Here is a 26427-nt window from a genome sequence, read left to right as displayed (position 1 = left end):
AAAAGGGGAATATCTGTCCCGGTCCGCCACCGGGACATATTTTATTGGAGGCGTGAGTATCATGAACGAAACGATTGCATCAGCTCTCAGTAATGAGGAAGTAAAAGACATCCTGACCAAATTTGTTCAGACTAATACGGTCAACCCGCCGGGTAATGAAAAAGTTCTGGCTCAGTGGATTGCCGATGATTTCAAAAAAGCCGGCATTGAAGCCGAAGTGCGCGATATGGGCGACGGCCGGGCTAACGTCGTGGCGCGGATCAAAGGCAGCGGTGAACGGAAAGCCCTGCTTTTCGACGGCCATCTCGACACGGTTCCGCCGGGAAACTGGACAGAAGACCCCTGGGGGGCTGTCGTCAAAGACGGCAAACTCTATGGCTTGGGGGCATCGGACATGAAAGGCGGTCTGGCTGCGATGATGCATGTCGTTAAAGCCATCAAGAAATCGGGAGCCGCTCTTAAAGGGGACCTCGTATTTGCCGCTTCCATCGATGAAGAAACGGACAGTCTCGGCGCCTGGGACCTGCTGAAATCAGGTGGACTTGACGGCGTAGGTGCCATCGTCATCGGCGAACCGAATTACAACGAAATCACTATTTGTGAAAAAGGCGCTCTCTGGTTGAAAGTGACGACCCACGGGCAGACCTCCCACGGAGCGATGCCGGAAAAAGGCGTCAACGCCGTAATTCACATGAATAAATTCCTGGATAAACTGCTGCAGTACCAGTTCCAGTATACGGAAAGCCCTATCCTGGGGAAACCGACCATGAATATTGCCACGCTGCACGGTGGTTTTAAGACTAATGTCGTACCCGACCGCTGCGAACTGACCGTCGATATCCGCACGGTCCCCGGCCAGGTGCATAAGGATATCATCGCCGATTTCCAGCGCATGTGCGATGAAGTCAAACAAGAAATACCGGAATTTATGGCCGATATTGAAGTCCTGAGCGACCGGGCTGCCGTAGAAACTAAGGCCGGCGACGACTTCGTCCGCCTCTGCCGTGATGTGCAGCAGGACGTGACGGGCCGCAATCCCGAACCGAACGGCTTTATGTGCTATACAGACGCGGCCGTATTCCTGCCTCACACTCATATTCCTCTCATCGTGTACGGACCGGGGGAACAGCATATGGCACATCAGCCGGATGAATATATCCGCCTCGACCGCCTGTATGAATCGGTGCGGTTCTATGCCGAACTGGCAGAAAAATATCTGATCGACTAACGAATACTAAATCCGTGGGATAGGAGATGCCGTCGAGGGGAGTATGACGGCATCCCGGCAAGGGGGAGAATCATGGCAAACAGCAATGGTGGCTGGAAGCACCGCAATACGGTAGTTATCATTTTGTTTATTATATGGGTTACAGCCTATCTGGACCGCATGGTCATGGCTACGGCTATTCCTTACATTTCTGATGAATTCGGGCTGACACCGGTCGCTATGGGCGGCGTCATGAGTGCCTTTTTCGTAGGCTATGCGCTCTGTCAGATTCCCGGCGGCCTTCTGGCAGACCGCTTCGGCGCTCAGAAGGTAATGTTTTCCGGCATCGCTTGGTGGTCCGTATTTACGGCTATTACGGGCTTTGCCAATAATCTCGTCCACATGCTCCTGGTCCGCGTTGCCTTTGGCGTCGGTGAAGGAATTTTCCCGGCCGCGTCGTACCGGACGATTTCCAACTGGTTCCCGGCCAAAGACCGCGGCACGGCGACGGGGCTCATGATGTCGTCCAATGCCTTCGGGCCGGCACTGGCACCGCTGTTCGTCGTTGCTATCATGGCTGCCTGGGGCTGGCGCATGGTCTTTTATTCGCTGTTCATCCCGGGCATCATTATGTGCCTGCTGATTAAGTTCTTTATTCCCGACAATCCGGCTGACAGCAAGGGCATCAGCCAGGCCGAACTGGATGAACTCAAAGAAGACCATACGGAACAGACGGCACAGGCAAAAATCTCCTTCTGGCAGATTATCAAGGTACCGGCCGTATGGCGGACCTTCGTCAGCTTTTTCTTCTTTGATATCACTCTTTGGGGCTTCTTGTCCTGGCTGCCCAGCTATCTCGTCAAAGCCCGGGGTTTTGAAATGACCAAGATGGGCATCACAGCGTCCATGCCGTTCTTTGCCGGTACGGCTGGCGTCATCCTGTTCTGCTGGCTGTCGGACAAGTGTTTTACGCACAACCGGAAAATGCCGGTTATCATCACCCAGATTCCCGGCGCGATTTTCCTGTATCTGACCTTTGCCGTACCCGATGCGACTATGGCCATCATCTGTGAAACCCTGAGCGGCTTCTTCCTCTATGGGGCCTTTGGCGCCCTGATGGCACTGCCTATGAGTTCCATTTCCAGTGAAATCACCGGCCGGGCTATGGGATTTGTCAATATGGCCGGTCAGATTGCCGGCTTCCTTTCGCCAATCATCATCGGTTATCTCATCCAGCTCGCCGGAGGTAGTTTCGGCACCAGCTTTGCCTGCCTGGTCGGTGCCACCGTCGTGTCCGTTCTGGTGACCATGACTATTAAAGAAAACGCCAATACAAAAGAAACGCATACAGAAACGGCGGCGTAAATACGGGCCGCTTCCTGACAAAAGGGACTGTACATGAAAGCCTATGCTATCATGCACAGTTCCTTTTTTTAATTTCCTCCCAACACTGCATTGTCTCTTTTCTTTGCAGGGAGTATAATGAAAAGAAAGAAAAATAATTAGGGAAGCTAAAAAAAATGGAGGCGATACGATGGATACGAATCAGCTCGTCGTCTGTGGCGGCTGTAATGCCAAGATAGGGGCAGGTAATCTGGGGCCACTGCTCCAGGACCTTCCGCGCCGGGAGAGCCCGGATCTGCTTGTCGGGTTTGATGGGTCTGATGATGCGGCTGTCATCCGTCTGCGGGATGACCTGGCCCTCATCCAGACGGTGGATTTTTTCCCGCCTATGGTAACCGATCCTTACCTTTTTGGCCAGATTGGTGCGGCTAATGCACTGAGTGACGTTTATGCCATGGGCGGCCGGGTCCTTTCGGCTCTCAATATCGTCGCCTTTCCGGAAGAACAGGATTTCGCTATTCTCCGGGAGATTCTGCGTGGTGGGGCGGAAAAGGTTAAGGAAGCTGGCGGACTCCTGTCGGGGGGCCATTCCATTCACGACCGGACGGTGAAATACGGCCTGGCTGTGAATGGTACCGTCCATCCGGACCGCATCCTGCGCAACGATGCCTGTGTGGCCGGCGATCATCTCATTCTCACCAAGCCCCTGGGAGTCAGTATCCTGACCATTGGATACAGTGCCGGTGAAATCAGTAAAGAAGGTTTCCAGCAGGCCGTAGACAGTATGTGTACGCTCAATGCCTATGCCATGGATATCATCCGCGATGCCGCCGGTGTGCACGGCTGTACCGATGTGACGGGATTCGGCCTCTGCGGCCATCTTCATGAAATGCTTCACGGTGCCTGCTCGGCCCGCATCGATACGTCCCGTCTGCCGTACTTTGAGGAAGCCTACTGGGGAGCCGGACACTTCATCTTCACGGCAGGAGGACAGCGGAACCGCGATTTTCTGGAAGACAAGGTGGCCTTTGAACGACAGGACTTCGCCCTGGAAGAAATCGTCTTCGATCCCCAGACATCGGGAGGCCTGCTCGTATCCTGTGAGGCCGGTCAGGCGCCGATGTTGGTAGCGCGCCTTCAGGCCGGTCATATTCCGGCGTCGGATATCGGCGTCGTCACGGAAAAGAAGGAAAAAGAAATCTATATTGGATGAGGAGTGAAGGATATGTTTCAAGTAAATGCTCTGGGCAAAGCCTGCCCGCTGCCGGTCATTGAGACCCGCAAGGCACTGAAGGAACACGATGCCGTACAGACATTGGTCGATAACAGGATAGCTACAGAAAACCTGCAGAAAATGGCCCGTCAGCTGGGCTGTTCGTGCAGCGTAACCGAAGATGGCCCGGCCCATTATACGGTGGTCATCACGAAAGGAGAGGCGGCAGAAGCTGTTCCGGAACCGGTTGCGCAAACTACAGCTGTACGGGACGATTCATACATCGTCGTCATCAATTCTCCGACTATGGGGACGGGTGACGAAACGTTTGGCCGGACGCTGCTCAAAAATTTTATTTACACTCTGAAGGAACAAGATGTACTGCCCGATATGATGTTGTTCTACAACGGTGGTGTACCCCTGGTGACGGATACGTCGGAGTCTCTGGCTGATCTGCAGGAACTGGCTGCGGCCGGTGTGCAGATTTATGCCTGCGGAGCCTGCCTCAATTACTACGGTTTGACGGAGAAAGTGGCCGTTGGGGAGATTACCAATCTCTACCGTATCATTGAAATCCTGCGTACGGCCAACCGCGTCGTACGACCATGACGGAACGGTATGGTCTGATCCTGTTCCCCGAAACGCGGGAGGCCATGACAGCAGAAAAGGAAGGAAGGGCTCACGGCCTTTCCGTTCGCATCGTACCGACGCCGGGAAAACTAGTTGCCTCGTGCGGCTTTTCTCTGCGCTATGACCTGACCGGGGAAGACGAGTTATACCAGTTCCTGCAGCATCTCTCCGTCCGCACCGACGGCTGGTACCACGCCAGCCGTCAGGGGCTCCGCACGGACTACGAGAGATGGAAATGAAAGTAAAAAAATTTTCTTATGGATCTTCCTGTTATGGAATTGATGGATATATCGTTACAAAATAAATATTTATGCAAAAATGAACGGCGTTAAAGGTTTTATTTTAACGCCGTTCTGCATAAACTTTAATCAAATTTTAATGTAATTCTAATTTTATTTTAATGAACTCATTTTTCCGGAGTAAATTTCGTCGTGACAATATGACGGACGAAAATAGCAATTGTCGCAATGAATGCGGCAAATCCAATGCCGTTTGCGATTGTTTCAAAGTCTTTGCCGACCAGTGCCAGCGGATTTTCACTGCCACCAGACGTAACAGATACGACGATGATCAGGGCAATAATGACGCCTACGAGGCTTTCACCGACGATAAGGCCCGATGCAAAGAGGACGCCACGGTGATTGCAGGCTTCCACATCTTCTTCTTCATGACCAGGGCTGCGGAGCGCTGCACGCTGGTGCAGATAACGGTGGATGAACCAGCCCATGACAGAGCCGATGACCAGCGGAATTTCCAAAGTCGGCGGCAGATAAATACCCATGCCGATAGCCAGAGGTGGCAGGGCCAGGGATTTCGTATGACTCTTCAGGAGCATATCGACAATAATGGCAGCGATACCTACGACAATGCCAAACAAAATGTAATTCCAATCGAGGCTGGCGCTGAAAATGCCCTGTGCAATCGTTGTCATCAGCGTTGCCTGGGGAGCGGCGAGGGCCTGGGACGGGTCCATGCCGGCACGGGGAAGGGCTCCCGTGAATCCATAAGCCTGATAGAGCAGATTCAGTACAGGCGCGATGGCGAAGGCACCGATGACAGAACCGAGAATCAGGGCTACCTGCTGTTTCCAAGGCGTGGCGCCGACGATATAACCGGTTTTGAGGTCCTGCAAGTTATCGTTGGAAATAGCGGCGATACTGACGATGACGGCTGTGATAAAGATGGCCAGTGCCGTAGCGAACTGAGTACCTTCTGGCGTGGCAAAGACGCCGAAGGATGAACCGATACCGAGGACAACCAGTGAAGAAACGATGATGCCCAGGATACCTATGCCAGAAATCGGGCTGGCTGATGTACCGATGAGACCTGCCATATAGCCGCAGGCTGCGGCAACAAAGAATCCCATGAGCATGGCGACCAGGATACCAACGACGATGTAAATAATGGTAACTGTCGTCGGGAGACCGGCGGCGCTGACGAACGAGTAGAATGTCACGAACAGTCCGGCCAGGATTACGAGGAATACAATGCCGACCGATTTGGGCGACATGTCGATATCCGTATGATGAAGGATCTGTTTTTCTTCCGTGTCATTGGCCCGGATAGCGTTGATGGACATTTTGATACCGTCAACGACCGGTTTGGCCAGACGAATCAGTGTCCAGATAGCAGCGATACCGATACAGCCGGCGCCGATGAAACGTACTTTCTGGGCCCAGATAGCCTGGGCAAAGGCGGCAGCACTTTGACCTTCTGCCGGAGAGATGACCGATGTCAGGTAGGGGACGAAGATGACCCAGGCCAGCAGTGTCCCCGTCAAAATAGCGATGCCACTGGCGATACCGATAAGGTAGCCGGCGCCGAGAAGCGCCATGGAAAAGCCCATGGGGAGCTGGGTGACCGCCTTGCCAATCTGTATCCAGTGACTGAATTCAGAAGAAGCAATGTGCAGTCCGTTGGCACAGAAACTGAAGATACCGGCCATGCCAGTACCGAGAACGATATCTTTCATCCCTGTTTCTTTTTTGCTCGTATCTTCGCCGGCAGCTTCTTCGCGGCGGATTTCACTGCCTACTTTCAGGATTTCTGCTGCCGCCCGGCCTTCCGGATAGGGAAGGTCACTGTTGACGACCATGGCGCGCCGCAGTGGTATAGTAAATAATACCCCTAATGAACCGCCGCATGCGCAGAGCAATAACGTTTGCCAGAATGGAAATCCCTGCCAGTATCCCAGCATGAGCAGACCAGGAAGAATAAAGATAATAGCTGATAAAGTGCCCGCGGCAGATGCCTGCGTCTGTACCATGTTATTTTCCAGAATATTGGAGTTTTTGAACATGCGCAGGATCGCCATGGAGATGACTGCCGCCGGAATAGATGACGAAAATGTCAGACCGACTTTGAGCCCCAGATAGACATTGGATGCCGTAAAGATAACGGTAATCAGCATGCCCAGGAACATGCCCCGGAATGTTAATTCCGGTAATGTGGGGTACGTGGCAGTCAGATTAGATTGACGTTTCATAATCAGACCTCCCGCATAAAAAATAAATAATTGGCCGTATAACAGCTAGCTTGTTTCACTATAGCATATTTTTTTTGAACTGTCATTCAAATCATAATGATTTAAAATATAACAAGAAACGGTTATATTATCTTTACTTATAGATAATTATGCAAGGAGAGAATGATAGCCGAGGTGTTTCTTTTGTATAAACGTGTTATAATACTCGCGTATGGATATTTCTAGACATAAGGAGGAATTTCCAATGGAAAATGAAAAGATTATTGAAGGCGTTTTGCAGGAATTTGCAGGCCTTGCCCGGCATCCCCGCAAATCAGGTCATGAAAAAGAAGTCAGTGACTATATTGCTGCCCGGCTTCGTCAACTCGGTGCTTCCGTTGTTCAGGATGAAGTCAACAACATCATTGCCGATGTACCGGCGACAAAAGGATATGAAGATGTGCCGCTGACGATTATACAAGGCCATATGGATATGGTCTGTGTGGCTAAACCAGGACGCGCGTATGATCCGCTGAAAGATCCTATTACCATCAAACGGGATGGCAAGACGCTTTCTGCTGATGGGACGAGCCTGGGTGCTGATGACGGTATGGCTATTGCCATTTCTATGTTCCTCATTCAGCAGGATTTTGCCCATGGTCCGCTGCGCCTGATCTTTACAGTAGATGAAGAAGTAGGTATGACCGGTGCCACCCATCTGGATTCCCAATATGTTCAGGATGCCCATTATGTCATTAACTGTGACTCTGAATCTGTCGATGTTATCTGTGTGGCTTCTGCCGGCAGTGTTCATACCTATTTCAGCCGTCCTGTTTCCTGGCAGGAAGCAGAAGGGACAGCTGCTCTGAAGATAACGGCATCGGGCTTTATCGGAGGTCATTCGGGTGAAACAATCAATCAGGGAAAGAGCAATGCTATAAAAGCGCTGGCTCTCGTCCTGCAGCGTCTCCATCAGGCGGGTATTTCCTATACACTGGCTTCCTATGACGGCGGCGATGCGGCTAATGCCATTCCGTCCCTTGCCCAGGCTGTCATTGTTCTTTCTGATGCAGATGCAGATAAGGCATGCCAGCTTACTGCCGAAGGAGAAGCGGCACATAAAGCCGTATATGGGGCTGTAGAAACGACGTTATCCCTGAAAGCAGAAAAAACAGATGTACCGGAAAAAACTATTTCTAAAGCAGACAGCCGTGCTATCGTACAGATCCTTAATCTGCTTCACTTCGGCGTCTTCGCTATGAATCAGCATTTGCCGAAACTGCCGGACCTGTCTTCTAATATTGGTACGATTCATATCGGTGCTGATTCGGTGGACATCCAGTATTTCCCCCGTTCCTCTTCCGATGCCCGCCTGCAGGAAATGCTGTTGTCCCTGCCGGTATTTGCAGAAGTGACGGGATTTACTTTCAAAGCGTCTGCACCGGCTCCGGCCTGGTCAGAAAACACGCACAGTGTCCTGACTCCGGCCATGACTGCCGTTTATGAAAAAGAACTGGGCCGTACACCCCGCATCGAAGCGATGCATGGCGGTCTGGAAACGGGGTATTTCTTTGCCATGAACCCGGATCTGGACATTGTTTCGGTCGGACCGACGACATTTGCTATCCACAGTGCGGACGAATCAGTTGATCTGGAAACCGTTGCGGAAGTTACGCGTGTCATAGCCGGTACGCTGACGGCTCTTAAAAAATAATCTGGCATCAATCTGGCATTTAATTATGTACCAGATGCAGGAACGCCTGTCAGTGCCTTTATTTGGGCATTGACAGGCGTTTTAGTCTGAAATGGGAGTCATGGTTGTTTAAAATGTGATCCCTATGGATTGCTTATACGTTTAACGGGACGTATACTATACATGTAAACACTTATTGCATAACACAATACAAGCGCTGTCCAGTCCGGTAAGGACCGGATATATGTGTTTATGAACTGACGGGAGACAATCGGCTGATTGTCTCCCGTCGGCTGTTAAAAGAGATATTTTGTATCGTAACTCAGGTCCATATACTGGGCCAGCGTTTCATCGTCAAAACCATATTCTTCTGGTTTATTGAACCAGTGTGCGACACGCAGCCGCAGTTTCTTTTCCGGTGGCAGGGGTTCCTTATATTCGATGCGCAGCTGACGGGCAGCTTCAGAGCGGTCTTCTACACGCACGAATAATCCCTGGTCAAAGGTGAGTTCATATACCTTTTTAAAGGCATGGGGAATCTGGAATCCGAAAGGAACGAAATATTTCTGGATAAATCCATTGGCGATGAGAATAGAACCAGAGTAGGGAATGGCCAGCTCCAGGTCGTAGCGCAGATCACCGGCAGGGGAGTGGAACGGTACCGGTTCGATGCCATCTATAGACGGGGCAGGCCGGCCATTATTATTTGTGAATAATTTGTGCAGAGCCAGGTGTTTGTCTTCGGTGAAACCAAAAATGCAGGCATATCCCCGGAGACACGATTCATCGTAAATGACCGGATGCAGACCGTACTTTTCTATGTTAAAGAATTCATCGACGTGTTCTACAGCGACGATACTGAATTTATATTCGGCAAAATCAAATCCGTCAAAAAATTGGGATCTCATAAGGCAGCTCCTGTCTTTGGGGAACGGGATTTTATGTATACATCTAATATGTATTATATTATGTATTATATAAGGGGCGACAAAGGAAATAAAGTACTACTCCTTGAATACGGGCTTATTATCACGAAAAGCAGCAATGCGGGCTAATGATTCTACACGATAGCCGAGTGCTTCCAGCCGGCCGCGTCCGGGCTGGAATGATTTTTCAATGACAATGCCGATGCCTGCAGGGATAGCGCCGGCCTGTCTGACTAATTCGGTCAGGCCGACTGCTGCGGCGCCACTAGCCAGAAAGTCATCGATAATCAGTACGCGTTCGCCGGCATGCAGGTATGATTTGCTGAGGCTGGCTGTATAGGTTTCTTCTTTTGTATACGAATAGATAGACGCTGTGTATACAGCATCCTGCATGAGAAGAGATTTTTTCTTGCGGGCAAAGACGACGGGAATATTTCCCATTGCGACGGCTGTCGCCAGTGCAATTGCGATACCGGATGATTCGATAGTCACGATCCGGTCAATCGGGCAGTCGGCGAACCGGCGGGCAAATTCCTGTCCCATTTTCATTACCAGTGATGGGTCAATCTGCTGATTGAGAAAATTATCCACCTTTAAAATACGGTTGTCGATAATCGTACCATCCTGCAAGATGCGTTTTTTCAATTCTTCCATGAGGGGGCCTCCTAATAGTTATTATAACCAGTCTAATACGATTTGTGAGGGAAGTCAACGCCTGATTTCAGAGGGTCAGGCCTGTCAGAATCACGGATTTGACGCTGTTTTACTGCAATTTTCCGTTTACTTATGAAAGCAAAACGGGTATACTAAAGTTGTGTCACTAATGCTTATATGTCTTTTAAGGAGGTTCATTGAATGCAATCCATTCGACGTTTATATGTTACCAAAAAAGGTCCTTTTGCCCAGGATGCACAGAGGATGCTCAATGATTTGAAGAAAAACTTGCTTATTTCGGGTCTGACCGATGTCAAGATTTTCAATCGTTATGACGTAGGTGGTTTGGATGATGCAGCCTTTGAAGCAGCCAAGAATATGATTTTTTCGGAACCGCCTGTCGATGCAGTATACGATGAATTGCCGGCCGGTAAAGACGATACGGTACTGGCAATCGAATATCTGCCGGGGCAGTATGACCAGCGTGCCGATTCGGCGATGCAATGCCTGCAGATGCTCACTATGAACAGTGACAGTGCTGTCCGCACGGCACAGGTCATTGTTTTATCGGGCACCCTTTCCGCTGATGATATTGCCGCTATTAAGCATTATTGTATCAATCCGGTAGAAGCCAGGGAAGCGTCGCTGGATCAGGTAACGGACCTTTCCATGGCATGGGAAAAACCGGCTGACGTTCCGACTATCGATGGCTTCGATACGATGGATGATGCAGCACTCCGGGAATTATCTGCCCATATGGGTCTGGCTATGAGCTTTGATGATCTGAAATTTGTGCAGACTTATTTCCGCGATGAAGAAAAACGTAACCCGACGATTACAGAAATCCGGGTTATCGATACGTATTGGTCTGACCATTGCCGCCATACGACGTTTATGACGGAATTGACCGACATTTCCTTTGAAGACGGCACATATACAGCTCCTATCCAGAGAGCCTACGAAGCATATAAAACGACGCGTGATGCATTAAAACGCAATAAACCACAGACGCTGATGGATATGGCAACCATTGCCGTAAAGGAATTAAAAGCAGCTGGCAAATTACAGAATCTGGATGCCTCTGAAGAAATCAATGCCTGCACCATCATCATTCCTGTCGATGTGGATGGCAAAGAAGAAGAATGGCTTCTCCTCTTTAAAAATGAAACACATAACCACCCGACGGAAATCGAACCGTTCGGCGGTGCTGCTACCTGCCTGGGCGGCTGTATCCGCGATCCTCTGAGCGGCCGGTCTTATGTATATCAGGCTATGCGTGTTACCGGTGCAGGTGATCCACGGCAATCCATTAAAGATACACTGCCAGGGAAACTTCCGCAGCGTACGCTGACGACAGGCGCTGCTAAAGGATATAGCTCCTATGGCAACCAGATTGGCCTGGCGACAGGGGAAGTAAAAGAATATTATCACCAGGGATTTATTGCAAAACGCATGGAAATCGGTGCTGTTCTGGGGGCGGCTCCGCGGGCCAACGTTATCCGGGAAGAACCGGTTCCCGGAGACATAATCATCCTGCTGGGCGGCAAGACCGGCCGTGATGGCATGGGCGGCGCAACTGGTTCTTCCAAAAAGCATACAGTAGAATCCTTGGAAACGTGTGGCGCCGAAGTCCAGAAAGGGAACGCCCTGACGGAACGGAAAATCCAGCGCCTGTTCCGCCGCCATGAAGTGACAGTCCTCATCAAACGGTGCAATGATTTTGGCGCCGGCGGTGTATCCGTCGCCATTGGCGAACTGACCGATGGCCTGGATATTAATCTCGATAAAGTCCCGAAGAAGTATGAAGGTCTGGATGGAACGGAACTGGCTATTTCTGAATCGCAGGAACGGATGGCCGTCGTAGTGGCTCCGGAACATGTAGAAGAATTCATGAAATACGCGGCGGAAGAAAATCTGGAAGCGACGATTGTTGCCGTCGCTACCGATACGAAACGACTGGTCATGCACTGGCGCGACCAGAATGTCGTCAATATCACCCGGGCATTCCTCGATACTAATGGCGTAACGCAGAAGCGGAATGCCATTGTCACTGCTCCGGAAGAAAAAGATTTCTTTACGGCAGCTCCTGTAAGTGATGTCAAAGATGCATTCCTCAAGACGATGGCAACGCTGAATGTCGCGTCAGAACAGGGACTGGCAGAACGCTTTGACAGCACTATCGGATCGCGGACGGTACTCATGCCCTTTGGCGGAAAGTATCAGAAGACGCCCGTAGAAGGCATGGTCGCCAAGATTCCTGTCCCGGGAAGTAAAACGACGACTGCCAGCATTTTCACGCACGGCTATGATCCGGACCTGGCCGTATGGAGTCCGTTCCACGGCGCATTGTATGCCGTACTCCAATCGGTAGCGAAATTGGTTGCTCTCGGCGGTGACCGTCGTCAGGCTTATCTGACGATGCAGGAATTTTTCCAGAGCCTCGGCACCAATGAAAAAGCCTGGGGCCAGCCGGTCAGCGCGCTCCTCGGGGCATATGTGGCACAGAAAGAGCTGCAGATTGCTGCCATCGGCGGCAAAGACAGCATGAGTGGCACCTTTGAAAATCTGACGGTTCCTCCTACGCTCGTATCCTTTGCTATCGTACCGGAAAAGACCAATCATATTATTTCTCCGGAATTCAAACAGGCTGGCGATATGGTTCTGCTCTTTGATCTGCCAAGGGATGCCGAAGATATGCCTGATTTTGATGTGTTCCGCCGTCATTGTGATTTCCTCCATCAGGCTGTTCTCGATGGCAAGGTCCGGGCTATGCATGCCGTAGGCCAGGGCGGGGCTGCTGCGGCGCTGGTACAAATGGCATTTGGCAATCGCATTGGCTTTACCGTTGATGACCAGTTCCCCGTACAGGAACTCTTCAATCTCCGGTATGGAGCTATTCTTGTTGAAACTGATGAAGCTACTGCGCGCATTTGGGAAAAAGAAGATCACGTGTGCCGCGTTGGCGTAACGAAAGAAGCTGCCGACATTACGGCAGCAGGTACCGCCATAGCCCTGACAGATTTGCAGAAGGCATGGGAAGAACCGCTCAGCAAAGTATTCCCGATTAAGAGTGAAAGTTCTTCCGATGATCCTACACTGCCTCTCTTCACGACCTATGGTCCCAAACGCAGTGAATCTTTTGGCAAACCGCATGTGTTCATCCCGGTCTGCCCTGGAACGAACTGTGAATACGATTCTGCCGCTGCCTTTGAACGGGCTGGCGCGACGGCAGAAATCATGGTACTGCGTAATGAAACGCCACAGGATCTGGCGGAATCGATCGACGAAATGGCAAGACGCATTGCCCATGCGCAGATTATCATGTTCCCCGGTGGCTTCAGTGCTGGCGATGAACCAGAAGGTTCTGGCAAGTTTATTGCTACTTTATTCCGAAGTCCGGCGTTGAAAGAATCACTGAACGATTTGCTCTATAAACGGGATGGCCTGGCATTGGGTGTCTGCAACGGATTCCAGGCGCTGATTAAACTGGGGCTCCTGCCTTATGGCCGGATCCAGCCTCTGCGTCCGGACAGCCCGACGCTGACATACAATACAATTGGCCGCCATCTGTCGCGGATGGTCAATACGAAGGTCGTTTCTGTCATGAGTCCCTGGTTCAGCAACATGAAAGCCGGCGATGTCCATACTATCGCTATTTCCCACGGGGAAGGCCGTTTTGTAGCGACACCCCGGCAGATCAGGGAACTGGCTGCGAAAGGACAGATTGCGACACAGTATGTAGATCTTAGTGGCAATGCATCCAATGACAGCGAATATAATCCTAACCAGTCCATTATGGCTGTCGAAGGGATTACCAGTCCCGATGGCCGCGTGCTCGGTAAGATGGCTCATACTGAACGGTTCAGCGGTCCCGATATTTTTGAAAATATTTCTGGCAATAAGCTGCAGCCTCTCTTTGCAGCCGGTGTTGCATATTTTGAATAATTGAAGAAAAAGGATGTCCCGTGAAAAGATCTTCTTTTGTGGGACATCCTTTTTACTTGCTATGGCGGAAAATCTGTGATACAATAATAAAGCTTGATTACTTCAAGCTACCCTTGCCCTTTTGAAATGAAGGGCCATAGTCCAGAAGAGGAGGTGATTTCGTGAATAAGTACGAAGTCATGTTTATCGCAAAGCCGCTGGAAGACGCAGAAGTAGATCCGATTGCTGAATTTGTTTCCAATCTGATCAAGAAAAATGGCGGCAATGTCGAAAAGGTTGATCGTTGGGGCAAACGCCACCTGGCATATCCTGTCAAAAAACAGGCTGACGGTAACTACGTACTGATTAACTTTGAAGCTGATCCTGAAGTTATCAAAGAAATCGACCGTGTTATGAAGATCCAGGACGACATCCTGAAGCACTTGATCGTCAAGATTGACGAATAACCGGAGGCGCAAAGGTATGAATTCAGTACAGTTGTTAGGCAATTTGGCTCGTGACCCCGAAATCCGTTTTACGAAGACTGGCAAGGCTGTTGCTATGTTTACCGTAGCCTGCACGACCACGTATATTCCATACGGAGCTACGGAACCACGGGAATTCACTGATTTTGTTCCTTGTGTTGCTTGGGGTAATTTGGCAGAAACCTGTGGTAACAACCTGGCTAAAGGCAGTCGTGTCTTTGTGGAAGGCCGTTTTAACACGCGTTCGTACGAAACGCAGGACGGCCAGAAACGGTACAGGACGGAAGTCGTAGCTAATTTTGTGGCACAGACGATGGGAACGGAACGCCAGAATGGTACGGCGTCCTCTTCATATACCGGTGCTGCGCAGCCGAGCGCGCCGCAGCCTAAACCGGCTGCTCCGGGGACCGGCTTTGACAGCATGGGCTCCAGCACATCGGATGAAGAAATCCCATTCTAATAGTCAAACACATCCCTTAATTATGTTTTAAAGGGAGGATATATAATGAGAAGAGATCGCTCGAGAAAACCGAGAAGAAAAGTATGCAGCTTCTGTGTCGATCATGCTGAACAGATTGATTACAAAGACGTTGCAAAGCTCCGCCGTTTTACGACCGAACGTGGCAAAATCCTGCCGCGCCGTATCTCCGGCGTTTGCGCTAAACACCAGCGTAAACTGACGGTTGCTATCAAACGGGCCAGAGCTATCGCTCTGCTTCCGTACACAGCAGACTAATCGGATATCAAAAAGAGGATGCAGCAAAATGTGCTTTACAGCCATTTTGTTACATCCTCTTTTTTGTTTAACCTTTGTGAGGAAGCAGATGGACCAGTGGCAGACTGGAAGGAGGCGCAGATGGGACACAGACATTTAGGAAAGAAGGTAAAATTTCCAGATCCAACGGGAAATCAGGGCCTTTGTCACCATCCATGTTTGTCGTGAGGGTGCCATCGATCAGCGTGATTTTCAGATGAGTCGTCGTAGACAGATTCATGTATTCTGAACTCAGGGGCGAGCCGGCAAGAAATTCCGGTATGGCTTTAATCATATCGAGATAGCTGCAATCCTTGAAGACGCCGACCCAGAGTTTACCATCATCGACCTGAGCAGCCGGTGCGAGATTTCGGAAGCTTCCGACGGAATTAGTCAGCATGATGACGATGAGTGGAGAGCGATGGATATAAACGCCGTTATCGTTTTCTATCTTAAACAGGTATGTTTCATGATTTTGCAGGGCTTTCAGGCCCGTCAGAAAATAGGCAAGAGGGCCAAGCCGTGTTTTTTGCTCAATCGATACGTGACTGACGGCTTCAGGCATAAAACCGGCAGCAATGGTGTTGACGAAATAGCGGTCATTGGCCCGGGCGATATCTACGCGCTGGATATGGGCGTTTTTAAGACCGGCAATGGCTGCTTCCGGATGCAGGGGCATAGAAAGAGCCCGCCCCAGGTCGTTGACCGTGCCCAACGGGATGAAGCCAAACGTTATACTGCTCCGTCCGGCAAGGGCCAGCCCGTTGACGGTTTCGTTCAATGTACCGTCGCCACCCATGCAGAAAACGGCATCAAATCCGGTAAGGGAGGCTTCACGGGCCCAGTCAGTCGCATCTCCCGGACCGGTCGTGATGCGCATTTCTACATCGTCATACATCGTATCCAGCTGGTTTTTTAATGGTTCTTTAAAATACTTGGCCCGTTCACGGCCGGCTGTCGGATTGACAATTAACAAGCACCGACTCACGGTGATTCCTCCTTTTACGGCAGGACAGACAGAGCTGTCGCAGAAAGTTACATATACATTATTATAGACACAAAACAGATTTTCGGGAAGAGCAGGGACTGCTTTTTTTAGAGTGTATTTTATCTGTTCTATACAAAAAGCAGGCTGGTTTTACTGACCCGTGTGAAGGAATGTGATATGATAATCGTATATACAAGGAAAGGGCGTGTTAATATGGCAATGACATGGGACGGACAGATATATCCCTATCCCTCGCGGAGAGAAGTCGTCTATGCCCGCCGCGGAATGGTCTGTACATCGCAGACCTTGGCGGCGCAGGCCGGGCTGGATATGCTGAAGTTGGGAGGCAATGCCGTCGATGCGGCACTGGCTACGGCGATAGCACTGACTGTACTGGAACCAACCAGTAATGGCCTGGGCAGTGATGCCTTTGCACTGATATGGATGAAGGGAAAGTTATACGGTCTCAATGGCAGTGGTTGGTCGCCACGTACACTGACCTGGGAAACGCTGCATGAAAAAGGACTGTCGGAAATTCCCCTTCGCGGCTGGACTCCCGTTATGGTACCGGGGGCGCCGGCAGCATGGGCGGAAATACACAGCCGTTTTGGAAGACTTCCCTTTGAAGAACTATTTAAACCGGCTATTTCTTATGCAGAGGATGGCTATTCTGTCATGCCCAATCTGGCGGTCATGCTGAAAGAAGGTTATGAAAGCTTTGCTCCGTACCGTCATGAACCGGCTTTTAAGGGCTTGTTCGATACCTTTTATGCTGGTGATGTCATTGCCGGTGCGGGAGATATCCTGCGCCTGCCTCAGCAGGCACGGTCCCTGCGCCTCCTGGCCAGGAGCCGGTGCCGGGATCTTTATGAAGGGGAAATCGCTACAGCCATCGATGATTGGTCGAAAAAGACGGGCGGATATCTTCGCAAAGAGGATTTGATGGATTACCGGCCTCAGTGGGTCCAGCCAATCCATACGAATTACAGAGGCTATGATGTCTGGGAAATTCCGCCCAATGGCCATGGACTGGTCGTACTCATGGCTCTGAATATTGCCAGTGGTTTTTCCTTTGCAGAGCGGGATACGGTTGAAACGTTCCACCGCCAGATTGAATCGATGAAACTGGCTTTTGCCGACGGGCGTGAATACATAGCCGATCCCCGTTTTATGAACACGTCTGTAGAAGACTGGCTTTCTGAATCCTATGCAGTCCGGAGGCGGGCAGAAATCGGGGATATGGCACTGATGCCCAGGCCAGTCAGTCCCAATAATGGCGGGACGGTCTATCTCTGTTCGGCTGATGGAGAAGGCAACATGGTATCGTATATCCAAAGTAATTATACGGGGTTTGGTTCGGGCATCGTCATTCCGGGATATGGAGTGGCCCTCAGTGACAGGGGCAATAATTTCAGCATGGACCCACGGAGCGACAATTGTGCCGGTCCGCGAAAAAAATCCTACCACACAATCATTCCCGGTTTTCTGTCACGGGACGGGCAGGCTGTAGGACCGTTTGGTGTCATGGGAGCGTTCATGCAGCCCCAGGGACAGTTCCAGGTACTGATGAATACGATAGATTTCCATCTTAATCCTCAGGCGGCACTTGATGCGCCACGCTGGCAGTGGGTAGGCGGTAAACGCATCGAAGTGGAAGCGGCCGTTCCGGCGGCGGTTGTTGAAGGGCTGCGCCGTAAAGGCCATGAGGTAATAGTAAATGCTGATCCTATTCCCTATGGACGGGGGCAGATTATCTGGCGCAATGAACAGGGAGTTCTTTCCGGTGCGACAGAACCCCGGGCAGATGGTGCTGTTGCGGCATGGTAAAGGTATAAATAGAAGGCAGTGATAAGGTAAAAGCTATTCTTTTTTAGCACATTGCAATGCCAACTTAGAATTGACATTTTACAATTGCAATTCTATAATGAGAGTATACAGGACGTATATACACAATAGGTCTTATATACAAACAGGAACTTGCCATAACCTGTCAGCTAAGGAGTGGTTATCCTGGGTGTATGGTATATTTTGAACTACAAGAGGGAGGTTTCATTTTCATGATTAATGCAATGATTATCGATGAAAAAGACAACGTTGCTGTCGTCATCGAACCGGTAAAGAAAGGCGATACGGTTTCTTACGTTGACAAAAACAAGAAGACCGTTTCCTTTACTGCCGTAGAAGATGTCCAGATTTATCACAAAATCGCCATCAAAGATATTCCGGCCGATGCACCAGTCGTTAAATATGGTGAACATATTGGTCATGCTGCCCGTGATATCAAACAAGGCGAACACGTACACGAACACAATGTTAAATCCGTTCGTGAAAATTTGGGCTAAGAGGAGGAAATCATAATGAAATTTTGGGGTTATAAACGTCCGGATGGACGCGTAGGTGTCCGTAATCATGTATTAATTCTGCCGGCCAGTGTCTGTGCTTCTGATACGACCCGTATCATTGCCTCCCAGGTCAATGGCGCCGTTACCTTCAACAATCAGAACGGCTGTTCCCAGGTACCGCCTGACCAGCAGCTTACCATGGATGTAGAAGCCGGTTATGCTGCTAATCCAAACGTCTATGGTACGGTCGTCGTTTCTCTGGGCTGCGAAAACTGTCAGATGGACCTGGTAGTCAAAGCTATCCAGGAACGGACGAACAAGCCGCTCAAACAGGTCATTATCCAGGAAGAAGGCGGCACGCTGAAAGCTATTGACAAAGCGGTCCGCTATGCCAAGGAAATGGTACAGGAAGCCAGCATGCTGCGCCGTGAAGAATGCGACATGAGCAAACTCATCGTCGGTACCGAATGCGGTGGTTCCGACCCGACATCTGGCCTGGCTGCCAACCCGACCATCGGTGAACTGAGCGACCGTCTCGTTGACCTCGGTGCTACGTCTATCCTGAGCGAAACGACGGAATTCATCGGTGCAGAACACATCCTCGCCCGCCGTGGTAAAGATGAAAAAGTAAAAGAACAGATCCTCGGTATCGTACACCGTTATGAACATGCCCTGCAGCTCGTCGGCGAAGAAGTCCGCGAAGGCAATCCGAGCCCGGGCAATAAAGCCGGTGGTCTGACGACGCTGGAAGAAAAATCGCTGGGATGCATCCATAAGGGCGGCCATCGCACGATTCAGGCTGTATATGACTATGGCAAACAGGTCGATACGACAGGCCTGGTCATCATGGATACTCCGGGGAACGACCCGTCTTCTGTAGCCGGCATGGTAGCAGGCGGCTGCCAGGTAGTTGTATTTTCTACGGGCCGTGGCACGCCGACAGGCAATCCAATCGTACCGGTCATCAAAATCACGGGCAATAAACTGACATTCCAGAATATGGAAGACAATATCGATTACGATGCCAGCCCGGTTATCTATGGCAAAAAGACCATGGGTGAACAGGGCGATGAACTCCTGGCTATGACCATGGAAGTCGTCAACGGCAAGCAGTCTAAAGCAGAATCTCTGGGCTATACGGAAATGGCTATTGCCCGTGTCTGCAATTACGTTTAATCATTGCGGCATACAGGCGCAGCGGTACAGACGCTACGCCTGTGCGCTATGTCATCATATTTTATATTCCAAGAGGAGTTTTGTCGCATGAGCAAATTCAAAGAACGTTTAAAGAATGGTGAAAAGCTCTTTGGGCCTTTTATCAACATGAATTACCCTGCTGTCGTAGAAGTAGCCGGTATGGCTGGTTTTGACTTCTGCATCATCGATAATGAACACGGTGAAATCCCGGTAGAAGGAACGCTGGATATGATCCGCGCCTGCAAACTTGCTGGCATCCCATCCATTGTCCGCGTCTATGAAGGAAACCCGGAACTCATTGATAAGGCCCTGGATCTCGGTGCCGATGGTGTACAGATTCCGAATATTGGATCCAAAGAAGCTGCTGAAATCGCTGTCAGCGCCGCTAAATTTGCGCCAGAAGGAAGCCGTGGATGCAACCGGTATGTTCGTGCTGGCAAATATGGCTCTATTGATAAAGCTGATTTCTTTGGCAAGGCAAATGATGAAACGGCTGTCATTCTCCAGGTTGAAGGTCAGGACGGTGTACAGGCTCTGCCAGATATCCTGAAAGTCAAAGGCTTTGATGTATTGTTTGTCGGACCCTATGATTTATCTGCTTCCCTGGGAATCCCGGGACAGGTCAATCATCCGAAAGTCATTGCCCAGATGGAAGAAATCATGCGTCAGGCTAAAGAAGTCGGCGTAGCTGTCGGTTTCTTCTGCGATGATGTGGCAACGGCTGTAGAATGGAAAAACCGTGGCGTTCAGTACGTTTCCTTCTCTTCTGATATTGGACAGCTCTACGAACGCTTTAAAGAAGCAGCTGATGGATTTGCCAAAGGCTGATTATAGAAACGGTAAGGCAAAGAAAGGCACTGGCGTGTGCTTTTCTTTGTCCCTGCCTTTGTGAAATTTAGCACATTAAAGGAGTCGATTCACCTATGATGACAGGTAAGGAATATAAAGAAAGCTTGCGGAAACGTAATATCGTCGTATATCTTCAGGGCAAACAGATTCCGGCTAAAGAATTGCCGGACCATCCCTTCATCCGTGGCCATGTTAATTCCGCTTCCGTAACGTATGACCTGGCCTTTGACCCGGCATATGAAAACCTGATGACGGCGACATCCCACCTGACGGGCAAAAAAATCAACCGCTTCACCCATATTCACCAGAGTGTGGAAGATCTGGTCAAAAAAGTCAAAATGCTGCGCATGCTCTCCCTCAAAACGGGGACCTGCTATCAGCGCTGTGTCGGCTTTGATGCCATGAATGCCACCTACGGCACGACCTTTGAAATGGACCAGAAATATGGGACCCATTATCATGAACGGTTCAAGAAGTTCCTCGAATACATCCAGGATACGGACTTCATGGTATCCGGTGCCATGACCGATCCGAAAGGCGACCGCAGCAAACGGCCGAGCCAGCAGAGTGACCCTGATTTGTTCGTCCACGTCGTGGAAAAGAATGACAAGGGTATCGTCATCCGCGGCGCCAAGGCCCATATGACGGGGATGGTCAACAGCCATGAAATGCTGATTATGCCGACCATGAGCCTGAAACCGGAAGACAAAGATTACGCTGTCTGCTGTGCGCTGCCAGTCGATGCACCGGGGGTACTGCACATCTTCGGCCGCCAGAGCAATGATGGCCGTAAACTGGAAGGAGATATCGATCAGGGCAATGCCAAGTACGGTATCGTCGGCGGCGAATGCCTGACGGTCCTGAATGACGTCTTCGTACCGTGGGAACGGGTCTTCATGTGCGGGGAAACGGATTTTGCCGGCATGCTGGTAACGCGGTTTGCCAGCTACCACCGCCAGAACTACGGCGGCTGTAAGGGCGGCGTATCGGATATCGTCATCGGTGCAGCGGCAGCTATGGCCGATATGAACGGCTATGCCAAAGCCAGCCACATCAAATCGAAGATTAACGAAATGATCCACCTGACAGAAACGCTGTATGCGTGCTCCATCGCATGCTCAGCCGAAGGGGTACAGCTGCCGAGCGGCCAGTATTTCGTCAACATGCTGCTGGCAAACGTAAGCAAGCACAACGTCACGCGGTATATCTATGAAATCGACCGGCTGGCCCAGGATATTGCCGGCGGGTTCATTGCCACACTTCCGAGTCAGGCAGACCTGGAAAGCCCGGAAATAGGTAAATACGTAGAAAAATACTTCAAGGGCGTCGATGGCGTATCGACGGCAGACCGCATGCGGGTAGCCCGTCTGATCGAAGTGATGACAGGTGGCACGGCACTGGTAGAAAGCATGCATGGCGCTGGCAGCCCGCAGGCCCAGGAAGTTATGTACTCCAAACTGGCCAATCTGGAAGCGAAAAAGAAAGCAGCTCTCAAGATTGCCGGCGTTAAAGTAGAAGACTGAGGCGCGTATGATTGTCGGTGTTAAGTTCTGTGGTAATTGCAATCCTTTCATCGAAACGCCAACACTGCTTAAAAGGCTGATAGCGGCGGCCCCGGACTTAGAATTCCGCATTATCAGCCGTACGCTGCCGCATTGGGATGTTACCCTCCTTTTGAACGCCTGCCCGGCAGGCTGTCTGAAAGAGAAAGAATATAGGAATCCTGTCGTTGTCAGCGGATTGTCAGTGGAGCATTGGGATGTAGATGAAGGAGAATTGGTGCAGAAAGTTATTGCGGCCATCCGTTGTAAATTACCGGCAATGTAACAGGCAGAGTATGTTTGCATATAGTGCAAAAATATACAAAAAAATAGTATAAAGAAAATATCAAATCCCTGAACTTTACTTCATAAGTAAAGTTCAGGGATTTGTTTTGTCAAGTGATATAATCCATGTTGATAAAAAGTCGATACAAAAAATGCATGGATGGGTACGGGGCATTGCTTATTTATAAAGATTGAAAAAATATAAATTCTAAGTATTGACGCTATAGGGAGAAAAACGTATAATATACATGTAATCAATTCGCATATACGTTATGATTCTTATATATGAATAATGACATGTATGCAGAGATGAGATGCAGACGAAAGTTTTTATTTAAAAATGGGATACTAGTGTTACTAAAAAGAATCCCATGGACAGACGTTGTAGATAACACGATGCAACACAAAACAATCCGGCGTTTTTAGTATTGATAGGAAAGCGGGGTGAATCCGGATCTGGTTTCGATGTTCTTTATTTATGTATTATAAGATTGTGAAATAGAGAACGCAGGATGTAGCATTTGTGATGCAGGTGACTATCGACCCCGTATTAAACGGGCTCACTATAGAAAGTATGAATCTTAGTGGAGGTGGCTGTTTTGTCTAACGAATTAGCTATTGAAAAATCGTGTATGAGAAAGTGCTCAAGCCGGCTCTTGCCGTACTTGCTCTTTATGTTCCTGCTTTGCTATATTGACCGTACAAACTTAGGCTTTGCTGGTATCCAGATGTCTCCGGAATTAGGTCTGACGGCTTCTACGTTTGGTTTTGGTGCTGGCCTGTTCTTTATTGGTTATTTTATTTTCGAAGTTCCGTCCAACCTGTGCCTGGCCAAGTTCGGCGCCCGCCGCTGGATTGCCCGTATCATGGTTACCTGGGGTGCCGTAGCGGCTCTTATGTGCATGATTAACGGTACGACGAGCTTCCTCGTCATGCGTTTCTTACTCGGTGCATCTGAAGCTGGCTTCTATCCTGGCGTTACGTATTTCATCGGGGAATGGTTCCCTAACAAATATCGTGCAGCAGCGCTCTCCCGTTTTAATCTGGCTCAGCCTGTTGCTCTCGTCGTCGGTTCTCTCGTTTCCGGGTTCCTTATCAGTTCTCTCGATGGCGTCATGGGCTGGTCCGGCTGGCGCTGGTTGTTCCTCGTCGAAGGGATCCCGACTATATTCTTCGGCTTTGTAACTCTCTACTATCTGACAGATAAACCGGCTGATGCTACATGGCTTACGGAAGAAGAACGCAATTGGCTCACAAACCGTATGGCTGAAGAAGCTGCGGCCATTAAAGGTGCTAACGCCGACTACTCTATTATGAAAGCTCTTACGCACCCGGCTGTTCTGGTCCTCGGGATTGCTTACTTCCTTGCTATCTGTGAAGGTGTATACGGCATTAACATGTGGATTCCTCAGATGCTTAAATCCTGGTCCAATATGTCTTCCATGGAAATTGGCTTTATCGGTGCACTTCCGTTCGTATGTGCATTCATTTCCGTTATTATCTTTGGTCATAGTTCCCAGGTTCGTCAGGAACGTAAATGGCATCTGACTGTAGCTCTCGGCATGGCTACTGTTGCTCTGTGCGCAAGTATGTTTGTTACAGGAACTATTCCTACCATGATTTGTGTCTGCGTAGGTGCTGCTGGTATGTTCGCAGCTATTCCGCTGTTCTGGACGATTCCGGCCCAGTTCCTTACTGGTACGGCTGCTGCAACGGGTATCGCCGTTATCAACTCTATCGGCAACCTCGGCGGTTTCTTCGGACCGACGGCTGTTGGTATGGTTAAAGATGCGACAGGCGATTTCCATTATGGCCTGCTGCTCCTCGGTGTCTGCGTATTCATAGGCCTTGTCCTGTGCCATATCATGAACAATATCTATGGCAAGAAAGTTGACTACAGCAAGATTGAAAAATAATAGTTTCATAAAATAGTTACTTTTTAGAAAATAATGAAGAGACTGCTAAAATGAGATTAAAAAACTCAGCAGTCTCTTTTTTTTGCAAAGAAGAAAACTATACATTTTTATATATTTATACTATATAGTGCATAACGAAAAACAAAGCCTTTGCTTGAAAATACAAATCATCTGCATTATAGCAACTCGTATTAGCGGTAAATACAGAGAAGTGTGGCATCACTTAATTATGATACGAAAAAATCATAGAAAACACAATTGCATTGCTTATTTATAAAGATTGATAAAATATAAATTTTAACTCTTGACGATGTGTTGTTAAATCCGTATAATATCCCTGTACTTGATTCGCATATACGACATATTGCTTATATATGAATTATTCCTTACATGATAAAAGGAATAAGTGATGTGCTGATACATGTGAAATTTTTCATAAAGTTAACAATAAGGGATACTAGTGTTATCAGCTTTATGATGTCGTGAAAATGGTTATGCGTAAAATTTGTAGATAACATGATGCAGTCAGATTGGTATCTTTAAAAGGGGTGAATTTGGATTTTAAGCATTATATTCTTCACATACAATCATAATTAATGTGAAATATAAAAGGTACCAGTTTTGTTTTTTGTACTGCAGCGTGTATATCGAACCCGTCAGAGGACGGGCTCAATATAAAAGGTAAAGAATTTAGTGGAGGTGGCTGTTTTGGCTTATTCAGCTTCAGTGGAAAAATCCTGTATGGATAAGTGTTCCCGCAGATTATTACCGTATCTGCTCTTTATGTTTTTACTTTGCTACATCGACCGTACGAACTTAGGGTTCGCCGGCATCCAGATGTCCCCGGAACTGGGACTGACAGCTTCGACATTCGGTTTTGGTGCAGGTCTGTTCTTTATTGGTTATTTCATTTTCGAAGTTCCGTCTAACCTGTGTCTGGCAAAATTTGGTGCCCGCCGCTGGATTGCCCGTATCATGGTAACCTGGGGTGCCGTAGCAACACTCATGTGTATGATCAACGGCACGACGAGCTTCCTCGTCATGCGGTTCCTGCTCGGCGCATCGGAAGCCGGCTTCTATCCTGGCGTTATTTATTTCATCGGCGAATGGTTCCCGAACAAATATCGTGCAAAGGCTCTGTCCCGGTTCAACATGGCCCAGCCTTGCGCATTGATTCTGGGCTCCATCATTTCGGGCTATCTGATCAGTGCCCTTGATGGTGCTATGGGATATTCAGGCTGGCGCTGGCTGTTCTTCGTCGAAGGTATTCCTACGGTTCTCTTCGGTTTCGTAACGCTGTATTATCTGACGGACAAACCGTCTGATGCAGAATGGCTGACAGATGAAGAACGGGAATGGCTGACGAATGAAATGGCAACAGAAGCAGCTGCCATCAAAGGGGCAAACGAAGATTATTCTATCATGAAAGCCCTCACCCATCCGTCCGTACTGTTCCTGGGTGTAGCCTACTTCCTGGTAGTCTGTGAAGGCACGTACGGTATCAACATGTGGATTCCGCAGATGCTCAAACAGTGGTCCAACATGAGCACGACAGAAATCGGCTTCATCGGAGCCCTGCCGTTCCTGTGCGCACTGATTTCGGTATACATCTTCGGATGGAGCTCGCAGAAACATCAGGAAAGCAAATGGCATCTGAACGTAGCCGTACTGATGGCATCGATTTCGCTGATTGCCGCAATGTTCGTTGAAGGCACGGTGGCAACGATGGTCTGCCTGTGCATCGGCGCAGCCGGCATTTTCGCCTGCACACCGCTGTTCTGGACGATTCCGGCCCAGTTCCTCACCGGCACAGCTGCTGCAACGGGTATCGCCGTTATCAACTCCATTGGTAACCTCGGCGGCTTCTTCGGCCCGACGGCTGTCGGCATGGTAAAAGATGCGACAGGCGACTTCCGTTATGGCCTGCTGCTCCTGGGTGTATCCGTACTGATTGGCGGTATCATGTGCTTCTACATGAACAACCGTTACCAGGGCAAAGTAAACTTTGATAAAGC

General features: G+C 49.5%; 22 protein-coding genes. 18 read left to right on the top strand and 4 right to left on the bottom strand.

Annotation, left to right across the window (positions count from 1 at the left end; genetic code table 11):
* Window positions 1-61 precede the first annotated feature (61 nt).
* The 5 genes from B2U90_RS00625 to B2U90_RS00605 all read left to right on the top strand — a co-directional run bounded on the left by B2U90_RS00625 (window position 62) and on the right by B2U90_RS00605 (window position 4633).
* On the top strand, window positions 62-1228 hold the full coding sequence (locus B2U90_RS00625; RefSeq protein ID WP_059076336.1) for a M20 family metallopeptidase: 1167 nt from the start codon (window positions 62-64) through the stop codon (window positions 1226-1228).
* Between the two features lie 72 nt (window positions 1229-1300).
* Window positions 1301-2572 (top strand): MFS transporter, encoded by a 1272-nt coding sequence (locus B2U90_RS00620; protein ID WP_292016838.1) that lies wholly within the window; start codon window positions 1301-1303, stop codon window positions 2570-2572.
* A 169-nt stretch (window positions 2573-2741) separates the two neighbouring features.
* Window positions 2742-3764 carry a selenide, water dikinase SelD gene (selD, locus tag B2U90_RS00615; protein WP_113855263.1) on the top strand — a complete coding sequence of 341 codons (1023 nt, stop codon included), beginning with the start codon at window positions 2742-2744 and terminating at the stop codon, window positions 3762-3764.
* A 12-nt stretch (window positions 3765-3776) separates the two neighbouring features.
* Entirely contained in the window at window positions 3777-4373 is a 597-nt protein-coding gene (gene yedF / locus B2U90_RS00610; protein WP_059076339.1) for a sulfurtransferase-like selenium metabolism protein YedF, read from the top strand.
* Window positions 4370-4633 (top strand): DUF3343 domain-containing protein, encoded by a 264-nt coding sequence (locus B2U90_RS00605; protein ID WP_059076340.1) that lies wholly within the window; start codon window positions 4370-4372, stop codon window positions 4631-4633. The genes yedF and B2U90_RS00605 overlap by 4 nt, the downstream gene beginning before the upstream one ends.
* Before the next feature lie 167 nt (window positions 4634-4800).
* Here B2U90_RS00605 and B2U90_RS00600 read toward each other — a convergent pair whose 3' ends face one another.
* A complete protein-coding gene (locus B2U90_RS00600) occupies window positions 4801-6879 on the bottom strand; it encodes an OPT family oligopeptide transporter (RefSeq protein WP_292016837.1) in 2079 nt (692 codons plus the stop codon).
* Between the two features lie 244 nt (window positions 6880-7123).
* On the opposite strand from B2U90_RS00600, the gene pepD reads away from it, so the two are divergent.
* Entirely contained in the window at window positions 7124-8572 is a 1449-nt protein-coding gene (gene pepD, locus B2U90_RS00595; protein ID WP_292016836.1) for a beta-Ala-His dipeptidase, read from the top strand.
* 275 nt (window positions 8573-8847) lie between these two features.
* On the opposite strand, the gene B2U90_RS00590 is transcribed toward pepD, so the two are convergent.
* On the bottom strand, window positions 8848-9459 hold the full coding sequence (locus B2U90_RS00590) for a hypothetical protein (protein ID WP_059076343.1): 612 nt from the start codon (window positions 9457-9459) through the stop codon (window positions 8848-8850).
* A 96-nt stretch (window positions 9460-9555) separates the two neighbouring features.
* Entirely contained in the window at window positions 9556-10131 is a 576-nt protein-coding gene (locus tag B2U90_RS00585; RefSeq protein ID WP_059076344.1) for a xanthine phosphoribosyltransferase, read from the bottom strand.
* Window positions 10132-10332: 201 nt separating this feature from the next.
* On the opposite strand from B2U90_RS00585, the gene B2U90_RS00580 reads away from it, so the two are divergent.
* The 4 genes from B2U90_RS00580 to rpsR all read left to right on the top strand — a co-directional run bounded on the left by B2U90_RS00580 (window position 10333) and on the right by rpsR (window position 15276).
* Complete coding sequence (locus B2U90_RS00580) at window positions 10333-14076, top strand: phosphoribosylformylglycinamidine synthase (RefSeq protein WP_292016835.1); 3744 nt, start codon at window positions 10333-10335, stop codon at window positions 14074-14076.
* Window positions 14077-14237: 161 nt separating this feature from the next.
* Window positions 14238-14522: a 30S ribosomal protein S6 gene (gene rpsF / locus B2U90_RS00575; protein WP_059076346.1), complete on the top strand. Its 285-nt coding sequence runs from the start codon at window positions 14238-14240 to the stop codon at window positions 14520-14522.
* A 16-nt stretch (window positions 14523-14538) separates the two neighbouring features.
* On the top strand, window positions 14539-15000 hold the full coding sequence (locus B2U90_RS00570; RefSeq protein WP_059076347.1) for a single-stranded DNA-binding protein: 462 nt from the start codon (window positions 14539-14541) through the stop codon (window positions 14998-15000).
* Between the two features lie 45 nt (window positions 15001-15045).
* The gene (rpsR, locus tag B2U90_RS00565) at window positions 15046-15276 is read left to right on the top strand and encodes a 30S ribosomal protein S18 (protein WP_059076348.1); all 231 of its coding nucleotides are present in this window, start codon (window positions 15046-15048) and stop codon (window positions 15274-15276) included.
* Window positions 15277-15343: 67 nt separating this feature from the next.
* On the opposite strand, the gene B2U90_RS00560 is transcribed toward rpsR, so the two are convergent.
* On the bottom strand, window positions 15344-16282 hold the full coding sequence (locus tag B2U90_RS00560; protein ID WP_059076349.1) for a diacylglycerol/lipid kinase family protein: 939 nt from the start codon (window positions 16280-16282) through the stop codon (window positions 15344-15346).
* 213 nt (window positions 16283-16495) lie between these two features.
* On the opposite strand from B2U90_RS00560, the gene B2U90_RS00555 reads away from it, so the two are divergent.
* The 8 genes from B2U90_RS00555 to B2U90_RS00520 form a co-directional block, all read left to right on the top strand.
* Window positions 16496-18109 (top strand): gamma-glutamyltransferase family protein, encoded by a 1614-nt coding sequence (locus B2U90_RS00555; protein WP_234995356.1) that lies wholly within the window; start codon window positions 16496-16498, stop codon window positions 18107-18109.
* A 230-nt stretch (window positions 18110-18339) separates the two neighbouring features.
* Window positions 18340-18624: a UxaA family hydrolase gene (locus B2U90_RS00550; protein ID WP_059076350.1), complete on the top strand. Its 285-nt coding sequence runs from the start codon at window positions 18340-18342 to the stop codon at window positions 18622-18624.
* Between the two features lie 15 nt (window positions 18625-18639).
* Window positions 18640-19800 carry a UxaA family hydrolase gene (locus B2U90_RS00545; protein WP_059076351.1) on the top strand — a complete coding sequence of 387 codons (1161 nt, stop codon included), beginning with the start codon at window positions 18640-18642 and terminating at the stop codon, window positions 19798-19800.
* Window positions 19801-19887: 87 nt separating this feature from the next.
* Window positions 19888-20649, top strand: a complete 762-nt coding sequence (locus B2U90_RS00540; RefSeq protein WP_059076352.1) for an HpcH/HpaI aldolase family protein — start codon at window positions 19888-19890, stop codon at window positions 20647-20649.
* Window positions 20650-20744: 95 nt separating this feature from the next.
* The gene (locus B2U90_RS00535; protein WP_059076353.1) at window positions 20745-22193 is read left to right on the top strand and encodes a 4-hydroxyphenylacetate 3-hydroxylase family protein; all 1449 of its coding nucleotides are present in this window, start codon (window positions 20745-20747) and stop codon (window positions 22191-22193) included.
* A gap of 7 nt (window positions 22194-22200) precedes the next feature.
* Window positions 22201-22497: a hypothetical protein gene (locus tag B2U90_RS00530; protein ID WP_059076354.1), complete on the top strand. Its 297-nt coding sequence runs from the start codon at window positions 22201-22203 to the stop codon at window positions 22495-22497.
* 598 nt (window positions 22498-23095) lie between these two features.
* The gene (locus B2U90_RS00525; protein WP_083237088.1) at window positions 23096-24412 is read left to right on the top strand and encodes an MFS transporter; all 1317 of its coding nucleotides are present in this window, start codon (window positions 23096-23098) and stop codon (window positions 24410-24412) included.
* 708 nt (window positions 24413-25120) lie between these two features.
* A partial coding sequence (locus B2U90_RS00520) for an MFS transporter (RefSeq protein ID WP_292016834.1) occupies window positions 25121-26427 on the top strand: 1307 nt, incomplete at its 3' end.

Source organism: Megasphaera sp. UBA4233 (genome assembly GCF_002395615.1).
GTDB lineage: Bacteria > Bacillota > Negativicutes > Veillonellales > Megasphaeraceae > Megasphaera > Megasphaera hexanoica.
Note: the sequence above shows the minus strand (reverse complement) of the source record. Positions and strands in the feature narration are given on the sequence as shown.

Excerpts from the sequence above, each read along its gene's own strand:
- B2U90_RS00625 (WP_059076336.1), top strand. The coding sequence starts at position 62 with ATGAACGAAACGATTGCATCAGCTCTCAGTAATGAGGAAGTAAAAGAC.
- B2U90_RS00620 (WP_292016838.1), top strand. The coding sequence starts at position 1,301 with ATGGCAAACAGCAATGGTGGCTGGAAGCACCGCAATACGGTAGTTATC.
- selD (WP_113855263.1), top strand. The coding sequence starts at position 2,742 with ATGGATACGAATCAGCTCGTCGTCTGTGGCGGCTGTAATGCCAAGATA.
- yedF (WP_059076339.1), top strand. The coding sequence starts at position 3,777 with ATGTTTCAAGTAAATGCTCTGGGCAAAGCCTGCCCGCTGCCGGTCATT.
- B2U90_RS00605 (WP_059076340.1), top strand. The coding sequence starts at position 4,370 with ATGACGGAACGGTATGGTCTGATCCTGTTCCCCGAAACGCGGGAGGCC.
- B2U90_RS00600 (WP_292016837.1), bottom strand. The coding sequence starts at position 6,879 with ATGAAACGTCAATCTAATCTGACTGCCACGTACCCCACATTACCGGAA.
- pepD (WP_292016836.1), top strand. The coding sequence starts at position 7,124 with ATGGAAAATGAAAAGATTATTGAAGGCGTTTTGCAGGAATTTGCAGGC.
- B2U90_RS00590 (WP_059076343.1), bottom strand. The coding sequence starts at position 9,459 with ATGAGATCCCAATTTTTTGACGGATTTGATTTTGCCGAATATAAATTC.
- B2U90_RS00585 (WP_059076344.1), bottom strand. The coding sequence starts at position 10,131 with ATGGAAGAATTGAAAAAACGCATCTTGCAGGATGGTACGATTATCGAC.
- B2U90_RS00580 (WP_292016835.1), top strand. The coding sequence starts at position 10,333 with ATGCAATCCATTCGACGTTTATATGTTACCAAAAAAGGTCCTTTTGCC.
- B2U90_RS00570 (WP_059076347.1), top strand. The coding sequence starts at position 14,539 with ATGAATTCAGTACAGTTGTTAGGCAATTTGGCTCGTGACCCCGAAATC.
- rpsR (WP_059076348.1), top strand. The coding sequence starts at position 15,046 with ATGAGAAGAGATCGCTCGAGAAAACCGAGAAGAAAAGTATGCAGCTTC.
- B2U90_RS00555 (WP_234995356.1), top strand. The coding sequence starts at position 16,496 with ATGGCAATGACATGGGACGGACAGATATATCCCTATCCCTCGCGGAGA.
- B2U90_RS00550 (WP_059076350.1), top strand. The coding sequence starts at position 18,340 with ATGATTAATGCAATGATTATCGATGAAAAAGACAACGTTGCTGTCGTC.
- B2U90_RS00545 (WP_059076351.1), top strand. The coding sequence starts at position 18,640 with ATGAAATTTTGGGGTTATAAACGTCCGGATGGACGCGTAGGTGTCCGT.
- B2U90_RS00540 (WP_059076352.1), top strand. The coding sequence starts at position 19,888 with ATGAGCAAATTCAAAGAACGTTTAAAGAATGGTGAAAAGCTCTTTGGG.
- B2U90_RS00535 (WP_059076353.1), top strand. The coding sequence starts at position 20,745 with ATGATGACAGGTAAGGAATATAAAGAAAGCTTGCGGAAACGTAATATC.
- B2U90_RS00530 (WP_059076354.1), top strand. The coding sequence starts at position 22,201 with ATGATTGTCGGTGTTAAGTTCTGTGGTAATTGCAATCCTTTCATCGAA.